The 10,203-nt window shown below is 60.4% G+C and carries 6 protein-coding genes; 2 read left to right on the top strand and 4 right to left on the bottom strand.

Going from position 1 to position 10,203, the window contains the following annotated elements:
- The 3 genes from ACC569_RS12695 to ACC569_RS12685 form a co-directional block, all read right to left on the bottom strand.
- Positions 1 to 2,313 (bottom strand): response regulator (locus tag ACC569_RS12695; protein ID WP_372523903.1); only part of this gene is annotated, 2,313 nt, incomplete at its 3' end.
- 10 nt (positions 2,314 to 2,323) lie between these two features.
- Positions 2,324 to 3,274, bottom strand: coding sequence for an ABC transporter substrate-binding protein (locus ACC569_RS12690; protein ID WP_372523902.1), 951 nt, complete (start codon positions 3,272 to 3,274; stop codon positions 2,324 to 2,326).
- Between the two features lie 8 nt (positions 3,275 to 3,282).
- Positions 3,283 to 5,256, bottom strand: a complete 1,974-nt coding sequence (locus ACC569_RS12685) for a TonB-dependent receptor plug domain-containing protein (RefSeq protein ID WP_372523901.1) — start codon at positions 5,254 to 5,256, stop codon at positions 3,283 to 3,285.
- Positions 5,257 to 5,490: 234 nt separating this feature from the next.
- Between ACC569_RS12685 and hypF the strand changes: the two genes are divergently transcribed.
- Both hypF and hypE read left to right on the top strand, forming a co-directional pair.
- Positions 5,491 to 7,758 carry a carbamoyltransferase HypF gene (hypF, locus tag ACC569_RS12680; protein WP_372523900.1) on the top strand — a complete coding sequence of 756 codons (2,268 nt, stop codon included), beginning with the start codon at positions 5,491 to 5,493 and terminating at the stop codon, positions 7,756 to 7,758.
- Entirely contained in the window at positions 7,755 to 8,780 is a 1,026-nt protein-coding gene (gene hypE, locus ACC569_RS12675; protein ID WP_372523899.1) for a hydrogenase expression/formation protein HypE, read from the top strand. Before hypF ends, hypE begins: the two co-directional genes overlap by 4 nt.
- A 141-nt stretch (positions 8,781 to 8,921) precedes the next feature.
- On the opposite strand, the gene ACC569_RS12670 is transcribed toward hypE, so the two are convergent.
- Positions 8,922 to 10,203 (bottom strand): choice-of-anchor Q domain-containing protein (locus tag ACC569_RS12670; RefSeq protein WP_372523898.1); only part of this gene is annotated, 1,282 nt, incomplete at its 5' end.

Genomic DNA, 10,203 nt, shown 5'->3' with positions numbered 1-10,203 from the left:
TTTCTTTTGCCCGTCCTGTTCCTCCCGTCGTATCGCCCTGGTCGCCTCGAACCCATCGAGGCGCGGCATCTGGCAATCCATCAGAATCAGGTCATAGCTCCCGCGCGCCAGTGCCTCGAGTGCCTCCTGACCATCGGCTACGACATCGGCGCGATATCCAAGCATTTCGAGCATCCCGGTTGCCACTTCCTGATTGACCGGATTATCCTCGGCGAGTAACAGACGCGCGTTCGAACGCTGTCGCGGTGTGGAAACGTTATGGCGCGTTATCAGCGTGCCATCGCCCACTACCTTGCCCATAACGGTAGCGATGCAATCGTACAGCTCGGATTGGCGTACCGGCTTGCTGAGATAGCCGTCAATACCGGAATCGCGCGCCTGGGTAGCGTCACCGCGCAATCCCACAGACGTCAGCATCACCAGATGCGCGGTGGCTATGGCGGGATCAGCCTTGATGGCGTGCGCCAGCGCAAGCCCGTCCATCCCCGGCATCATCATATCCAGAATAACGATATCGAAGGCGGCTCCGCCCGCGGCCGCTTTGCGTAATTTCTCCAGGGCGCCGAACCCATCTTCCGCGCTCTCCTCATGCATGCCCCAGGACTGCGTCTGATGGCGCAGGATGTCGCGGTTGGTGGCGTTGTCATCCACAATCAGCACCCGCAGTCCGCGCAGGTCATGCCATGGCACGGGTTTGCTGTGACTACCGGGCGGCTGCCTGCCGAACCGCATGGTAAACCAGAAAGTCGAACCCTTGCCGACTTCGCTCTCGACGCCGACCGACCCTCCCATCATCTCCACAAGCTGGCGGACAATGGCGAGACCCAACCCCGTTCCGCCGTAATGGCGCGTGGTGGAGCCGTCCGCCTGCGTGAAGGCGCTGAAAATCCGTGCCTGCGCCTCCGCGTCAATGCCGATGCCCGTGTCCTTGACCTCAAAGCGCAGCAGCGCCGCTTCCGGCGTCTGCTCGATGCCACCCGCGCGCACCACGACCTCGCCGTGCTCGGTGAACTTGATGGCGTTGCCCATGAGGTTGATCAGAATCTGGCGCAACCGGCCGGGATCGCCGAGGAGTTCGGTCGGCGCATCGTTTTCAACCAGACAGGCGAGCTCGAGACCCTTGCGTTGCGCGGAATCGGCAAGAAGCTCGCAGACATCATCCAGCATCTGGTGCAGATCGAGCGGGATCGTCTCCAGCGTCAACTTGCCCGCCTCGATTTTGGAGAAATCCAGAATATCGTTGATAAGGCCGAGCAGGGATTCGGCTGAACGGTGCGCGGCCTCGGCGAAGCGGCGCTGTTTCGGTGTCAGTTCTGTATTCTGCAGCAGATCAACCATGCCGATGACCCCGTTCATCGGCGTGCGGATTTCATGGCTCATGTTGGCGAGAAACTGGGACTTGGCACGGCTCGCCTCCTCGGCCTGATGCGCAAGCTCAACGGCCTTCCGGCGTTCCGTCTCCAGTTCGCGCGTGCGGCTCTCCACCTTTTCCTCCAGCGTTTGCTGATAGCTCTCGACCTCTTCCCGGGACAGCTTGAGCTTTCCGAGCATGTCATTGAATGCGGTGGCGAGATCGCGGATCTCATCCCGGGTGCGGATGGCGATGCGATGATCGAGATCGCCGTCGGCGACGGCGCGGGTCGCTTGCGCCAGATCGCGGATGGGTAAAGTGATGCGGCGTGTCAGAAAGATCGTAATGCTCACACCCAGCAACACGAACACAGTAGTGGACAAGGCCGCAACCAGGGTAAACGCTTCGATTTGTCGCTGGCTGGCTTCCTGGCTCAGGCCAAACTGGAGATAGCCGATGATTTCCCGCTGACCCGGACCTGGCCCGATCTCAAGAGACATTGCGGCCGGATCGGTAGCCGCGGCAGCCGTCACGGGCACGAGAAAATCCATGTAACGCACGTCACGGGAATCTCCCACCACTTCGGCAATCTGTACGTTGCTGTTGGTGACGAACTGTCTATGCTGGCGCATGGGCGGGAGAGTGACGGCTGGCCGCAGACTTTTCTCCAGCAATGTCTTACCACCTTTATCAGCAAAGCGAACATACACCACATACGAATAGACCTTAAGATTTTGGACGACCTGGGTCAGCGCATCCGGGTTCTGGGTATACACGGCATACTCGCTATTCTCCGAGACGATACGCGCGATCGCTTCGCCATCACGCACCACTTGCTCCGCGTACTCCGAAGTTTCGTACCAGAACAGAAATGCCACGGTTCCCATCGTGGTGGCCAGGATCAGGCTGATGATCAGCGCATTGAACTTGGTAACCAGACCGTAGCGTTTTTCCGTTCGCATATCGCCACCCCTACTCGATGACTTCGCGCGCGCCCTGGATCAGGGCCTTGGGAATGTCGAGTTTCATGTGGGTTGCAGTTTTGAGATTGATCGAATAAGTCACCTTGCGCGGCGGCGTCGGCGGCAGCGCACTCACCGGCGTTCCCCGCAACAACTTGAGCGCCATCTCGCCGCATTGCATACCGATATCGCCGTAGTCACGGTCAAGCGCATACAACGCGCCAGCCTTGACCCAAGACTGCGACAGCCCGACCACGGGTATGCGATTGCGGAATGAAAACAGCAGAATGGGCTTGGCCGTCTGCGGCGTCATGATCATCTGATCCGCCAGGCCCCACAGGACATCCGCGCGCTGGGCCATACTTTCCAACTCGTCGGGAAGATCCCGCGGGGATTCGACCTTGCGCGCCTGTAACGTGAGCCCCAGGGTTTTGGCCGCTTCCGCCGCGTCGTCAATACGCTGCTGATTTTCCGACGGGTTGTACAGCACGCCGACATTGTGCTGGCCGGGAAGGAGACGCTGCATCCAGCGCAACTCGAGCTCCACGGGAAACTGCAGCACCACGCCGGTGACGTTGGGCGCATTGCCGAGATCGGTCTTCTTGAGGATCAGGCTGGCGATAATCGGTGTGCTGGAATTCTCACGGACCGCGCTCTGGGTCGCGAGCGAGCCGAGGGTAAACAGCAGATTGAGCGGTTGCGCGCGCAGTTGCTGCATGGCCGCTCCAGCTTGCGCGGCGTCGCCCTGGAGCGACACCACCTCGAGCCTGACCCGGACGCCCTGTTGTTCGAGGTAGCGTTTGAAACCGTCCAGTGTTTCCTGGTAGGGACCCGCGTCCTGGCTCAGCAGAACGCCGATACGGGATTCCTTCTCAGGTACGGCCGCACCGGCGCAACCAGGCATCAGGGCGAGAACAACGAACAGGACAACGACTGACCGGCGAACAATGAATGATTTCATAAGCCGGATCAAAACCCATACTTCACTTTCAGACGGTAGGTCCGACCGTCCTGCTCGATCGTGTCTTGGGTGTAGTCCACGCTGACAGGGTCCCCATAACGCCGATCGAACAGGTTGTACACGCCCACGGACGCTTCGAAGTCTCTGAGCCACTTACGGCTAAAAAGCGTGGCGTTCACGGTGGCGAACCCCGCGGCATAATTGCCAGCCAGCGTCTTGCGCCGGCTGGTCGCCTGCACTTCGAGGCCGGCGAATATTTTTTGCCCGACAAGTGGAGTGTTGAGATTGAGCTTCGCCAGATGCTGCGGTGAATTGGTCAGCGCCTGATCGGTATCCGCGTCTTTGCTTTGCTGGATGGCGTAGCTCGCGCGCCCATCCAGGCGCGGCGTAAACTTCCCTTCCATCTCGAATTCAACACCGTTGGCGCTGATTTTGTTAACGTTGTTAAAGACCGTCAGCCCATCCGCCGGATCGGTCTGTTGGGTGATCAACTCCTTGATTTCGTAATGGTAGACCGAAACCGCGCCGCGCAGCCCGGGTGCCAAGGACTGCTCGGCCACAAACTCGTAGGTATCGATTGTTTCAGGCTTCAGATTCGGATTACCTTTTTGTGTGAGACCCGCATCGTTAAAGTAAGTCTCAAAGACGTTGGGCGCGCGGAACGCCCGGCCATAGAGAAACTTCAGCGTGGTGTTGTCGGTGGCGCTGAAGATCACGCCGAGCCGCGGACTGAAGGTGCCACCAAACGATTCATACTTGTCGTACCGTGCGCCGGCGTTTACACGCAGGTCGTCGCGCGCGCGATACTCATCCTGGACATACAAGGCGTGACGGGTGGAGTTGCGGTGATCCGCGAGAAGCGCGGAGTTGGTGCCGTAATCGTAGGTGTTCTGATCCTGCCGGGTGTTGTTCTGCCGCTCCACGCCGACGACAAGTTTGTGGCGGTCATTCAGCGTTTGCGTAAGCTGCGCCTCAGTATCCCACCATCGTCCATAGTCCTGATCGCGTGTAACCCCGGCGGGATAAAGATAATTTCCTTCGTAGTAATAGGAGCTATATCCCACGCGCACCATGATCCGGGACGCCACGGCGAGATCGTGCTCGTACTTGAGATTGACGAAGCCCAGTTGAGGATCGGTAATACGCGTGCCGGGATCGTTAAAGACCGTTCCAAAAGGGGCCGTGGGCAAAACCTTGTCGCGGGAAACATAACCAGCGGTCAAGCTGAGGTCGCGGAGCGATACTTTGGCGAACAAATTCTTGTACTGTTCACGGTCGACGCCTTGCGCGATGCCGTTATTGGTGGCGGGACTGTTGAACTCAGGAAAGAAAAACGACTGGCCGCGGCTGTCGTAACGGGAAACCGCGAACAGCATCTCCACGCCATTTTCCAGCTTGTCGCCATACGCCAGGCGACCCTTGTAGGTATGGAAACTTCCGGCTTCGCCCGTCACCTCGCCGCCTTTCAAGTCACGACCGCGTTTGGTGATGACGTTGATGGTGGCGAAAAACGCATTTGTGCCGTATAGCGAGGAGCCCGGACCGCGGATAATCTCAACGCGATCGATGGTATCCACATCGATAATGGAATCGTTACCGAGAAAGGCCTGATCGAATATGTTGTCGTTGAGGCGGAAGCCGTCCACAAGCAGCAGGATGCGGCTATTGAAATCCCCGGGCCGCTCGAAGCCGCGTACGCCCGCGTAGGTATAGGCACGGTCGGAGGAAGTGAAAAAGCCGGGCACGCTGCGCAGGATATCCGCCAGCGTGCGGTAGCCGTACTTGTCGATTTCTTCAGAGGTGACGATGCTGACCGCAGCGGGCGCTTCGTTCCGCTTCTGTTCGTACTTCGACGCGCCGTACACCGTGGGAATATCCTGGAAAAGAATCGCCTCCCCGCCGGCGGTACGGTCTTCAGCCTGAGCAGCCACCAGACACAGCATTCCTAATACAAGCGCTGCAAAATTGCGGTCCATGCTCATGGCTGAGACTGCGGGTTAATAATTGGTTTAAACTAACTATAGGGTAATAACCATGCCCAGGTTGTTGTTTCAGCTAAATCAGGCGGTATCGTGTGTATTCGCGCGGAAAACGGACGACATGCTTGGCCGATGACTCTAAACACAGTAATACAGTAATATATTCTTGGTGTTTTTTTGCAGTGCCAGGCAGCATGGTGCGAACATAGATACAGCGATATGCCCGTGTCCAACCCCATGGATCTGATTACCCTCACCCAGGCGCAAAAATGGCTTGTCGCCGGGCGCGTACAGGGCGTGGGTTTCCGCCCTTTTATCTTCCGCCTGGCGTACCGTTATGGACTGAACGGCTGGGTGAAAAATCAGATGGGTCAGGTGGAAATCTTCGCGCAAGGCGAACCGGGCGCTTTGGCGCAGTTTTCCCACGCACTCATCGCTGAAGCCCCGCCGCTGGCGCGGCCTGAAATCGTCACACGCCACACAGTCGAAGCACAATCTCTCGATGCTTTCGCTATTTTGCCGAGTGAGAAAAATGCGCGTGCCGATATCCACGTGCCACCGGATTATTTCGCCTGCGACGATTGCCTGCGTGAGTTGCGCGATCCGAGCAATCGTCGGTACCGCTATCCGTTCATCAACTGCACCCAGTGCGGGCCACGCTACACGCTCATCCGAAAACTGCCTTACGACCGCATCAACACCACGATGTCGGAATTCGCGAGGTGTCCGGAGTGCCAACAGGAATACGAGAACCCGCTCGACCGGCGATTTCATGCGGAACCGGTCGCCTGTCCCGCATGCGGCCCGGTGCTGCATTTTGCCTCCCCGGCGGGTGCCGATATCAAGGATAACGCCGCGGCACACGCGGAAGCCGTCGCGGCGCTGCGCGCAGGCAAGATCATCGCCGTCAAAGGCATCGGCGGCTATCACCTGATGTGCGATGCGCGTAACGACATCGCCATCGCGCGGCTGCGCGCGAAAAAACCGCGTCCGCACAAGCCGCTCGCCGTCATGTTTCCGGTGCAGGGCGCGGATGGGCTGGACGCCGTACGCGCGGTTGCGGAATTGACACCGGAACACGAGCGCTGGCTGCGCGATCCCATGCGACCGATCGTGCTGGTGAGCAAAAAAGCGCACGCGCCGCTGTCGCCGCGCGTGGCGCCGGGACTGAAAGAAATCGGCGCGATGCTGCCGTACAGTCCCCTGCATCATCTGCTGCTCGAGGACTTCGGCGGGCCGCTGGTCGCCACCTCGGCCAATATCAGCGGCGAACCGGTATTGACGCAAAACAATGAAGTAAATGAACGGCTCGTGCACGTCGCTGAGGCGTTTCTGCATCACGACCGCCCGATCCAACGGCCGGCGGACGATCCCGTTTTCCGCGTCATCGCCGGACATGCGCGCCCGTTGCGTCTCGGGCGCGGCAGCGCGCCGCTGGAACTCACTTTGCCTTTCCGGCTGGACCAGCCGCTGCTTGCCGTCGGCGGACACATGAAAAATACGGTGGCGCTCGCCTGGGACGACCGCGCCGTGATCTCTCCGCACATCGGCGACCTCGATGCGCCGCGCAGTCTGGCCGTGTTCGAGCAGGTCATCGCTGACCTGCAGACGCTCTATGGCGTGCGCGCCCGGTCCATTGTCTGCGACGTGCATCCCGTGTATGTCAGCTCGCGCTGGGCGCGGCGCGCCGGCGTTCCGGTGATCCCGGTGCTGCATCATTACGCACACGCCTCCGCGCTCGCCGGCGAACATCTGGACGTGAAAAACTGGCTGGTGTTCACCTGGGACGGCGTGGGTTACGGCGGCGATGGCACGCTGTGGGGCGGCGAAACGCTGCTGGGTTCGCCCGGCGCGTGGCAACGCGTCGGCAGCCTGCGGCCGTTTCATGTGCCCGGCGGGGAAAAGGCCGGGCGCGAGCCGTGGCGCTCGGCGCTGTCGCTGTGCTGGGAGGCCGGTATCGAATGGAAACAGTGTCCCGAAGACCCGATGCTGGCACATCACGCTTGGCAGCGCCGGCTGAACTGTCCACAAACCACGGCGGTCGGGAGGTTGTTCGATGCGGCCGCGGCGTTGACGGGATTGAATCACCGCTCCAGCTACGAAGGTCAGGGGCCGATGATGCTCGAAGCGGCGTGTGCAGACGAAAAGGCTCAAGCGATTCCACTGCCGATGGCGCTCAACCGTGAGGGAATCCGCGAATCCGACTGGGCCCCGTTGCTGCCGTTCCTGATGAATGAAAAACATTCTCTCGCAGAACGCGCCGACGGATTCCACGCCAGTTTGGCCCAGGCCATCGTGGCACAGGCGAACGCGGCGCGCGAGGAACACGGTGAACTGACCGTGGGGCTGAGCGGCGGCGTGTTCCAGAATCGCGTGCTGACAGAACATACGCTGATGCTCCTGCGCGCCAGCGGATTCGACGTGCGGCTAACGCATGAAATCCCCTGCAACGACGCCGGTATCAGCTTCGGCCAGATCGTCGAGGCTGGAATGAAACAGAAATGAATGCCAAACCGGAAACGCTCGACGCCAAATACATCACGCTCGCTCATGGCAATGGTGGACGCCTGATGCGCGAACTGATCGAACTTGTGTTCGCGCCGCATCTGGCCAATTCGCTTCTGGATGTCCAGGCCGACGCCGTCCCGCTGCCGACACCGGATGGCGAGATTATGTTCACCACCGACGGCTTCACCGTGAAGCCGTTGGAATTTCCCGGCGGCGACATCGGTTCGCTGGCGGTGCACGGCACGGTAAACGATCTCGCCGTGGCGGGCGCGACACCGCTTTATTTCAGCCTCAATGCTTTCATCGAGGAAGGCCTGGAGGTGGCGCAACTGGAGCGTGTCATCGCGAGCCTCGGGCGCGCCGCGAAAGCGGCCGGTGTGCGCATCGCGGCCGGCGACACCAAGGTGGTGCCGCGCGGCGAGGGTGGCGGGCTCTATCTCGCCACCACCGGCGTGGGCGTGCGTGACAAAAAAATACGCCTGGGGATGGACCGGATAACCAACGGCGACGTCATCCTCGTCAGCGGCCCGGTGGGCGATCACGGCATCGCCGTGATGCTGGCGCGCGAGGAATTCGGCATGCGCGGCGATCTGCAGTCCGATTGCGCGAGCGTGTTGCCGCTGACGCAGGCGCTGCTTCCCTTCCCCGGCCTGCGCTTCATGCGCGACCCTACCCGCGGCGGACTGGCGATGATCGCGCATGAAATCCGCCGCGCCACGGGCTTCGGCATATATATGGATGAAAATGCGATTCCGGTGCGCGAGGCGGTGGCCTCGGTATGTGAAATGCTCGGTTACGATCCGCTGTATCTCGCCTGCGAGGGAAGAGTGGTCGCGGTGGTGGCCTTGGACCAGGCACCGGCGGCGCTCGCCGCGTGGCGCGCCCTGCCCATGGGCCGCGACGCCGCCGTTATTGGCAAAGTGGATAAAACCAAACGTTTTGTGGTGATGCAAACCGCGCTCGGCGGCGAGCGCATGCTCGACGAACTGGAAGACGATCCGCTGCCGCGGATCTGCTGAACGCGGGGCCGGTCTGGCGGGTTCCCGGGGTGCTTGCGATTACTTGGGGCACACTTGAATCGCCTGCTGCCTCCGGGCATGTTTTCCGCGGCGGTCATCCACGCGGAGACATCCGTCACCTCAAGCGCCCGCTTCTAAAAGCTACTGTTCGTACGCTCCGACATCATACCCACCGCCCTGCGGACGGTTCACACCATCGTGATCCATGGTCACGACGGTGCTGACGCTGGTGGTGCCCGTATTCGTCGCGGGACTGCCGCTTTGCAGGTGGAAGTTCCCGGCCGCGGCGTTGACGAACAGCGGGTTGCCGGTGATCGGCGCCGTGTCCTGGGACGGCGCGGCGCCGAAGTTGTAGTATAGATTGTGATCCATCGTGATCGCCGGCGCCGGGGTGCTGGTGGACGCCGAGAAATACGAAGAACTGCCGTCCGAGTAAAAGATATTGTCTTTGATATCGACGCGCGGCGCCGGCAGCCACGAGCTTGGCGCACCAAAACTCGCGTACGCGGCATTGGTCACGAATATCATGTCCGAATTCGGCGTGTGGATATTGTTCATCGTGTTGTTGTAAATCTTCCAACTGCCCGACCAGATGGCAATGGCGCTGAAATCACCGCCGACATCGTCGATGATGTTGTTGTAGATGCTGCCGTAGCTGTCGCCGTTGGCATTGCCGACGTTGATGGCGCGGCTGTCGCCGTTGGCGCCCTTGGCGATCACGTTGTCGTGAATACGGACGTCGTAGTATGAATAGTACGGGTCGGTATGCACCTGGATCACGTGCCCTATGCGCAGGTCGTGGAAATAGTTCCAGGCGATCTCGGTGTAACTGGCCGCGGCCTGATTGTAGATGCCGTGGTTGTTGTTGATCGGCGTGCCCGAACCGGTATTCTTGAGCTCGTTTCCAAGCACTTTCCAATAGTCGTTCTGAATCAGGATCACGCCGGTCATCGTATTGGAGGTTCCGTAAGCGGCGTCCATGACGCTGCCGATCAGCCGGATGCCCACTCCACCGCTTTTTGGATTCGAGTAGAATCCGCCGTCCTCGAAACACGCCGATCCGCCATGAAGCGTGAAATTGGCGAACGTCACGTAATTGGCTGGCGAACCGCCGTTATTCATGCCGATGTTGCTGCGGGTAATGTCCAAGTACTGAAATACGGCGGTTTCGCCCGGATATCCGACCATCGCCATCGGCGAGCCCGCGGTTCCGCCGTGCGCCTGGTCGAGCGAGTAATTGCGATAGCCGTATAGCCCGCCGCCGCTGTAGTTCTGGTCGTACGTCCCGCCGCGGAAATAAAACGTCTTCCCCGGCCCCATCTGGGTGTAGGCGGCGCTCGGCGACATCGGCGTGGCATAGTCGCCGTTGCCGGTGCCGGCGGGGGTGACGAAGTAGATCGCCCCGGCGCGCACGGTAAAGGGC

This window comes from Sulfuricaulis sp. (assembly GCF_041499725.1).
Lineage (GTDB): Bacteria > Pseudomonadota > Gammaproteobacteria > Acidiferrobacterales > Sulfurifustaceae > Sulfuricaulis.
Note: the sequence above shows the minus strand (reverse complement) of the source record. Positions and strands in the feature narration are given on the sequence as shown.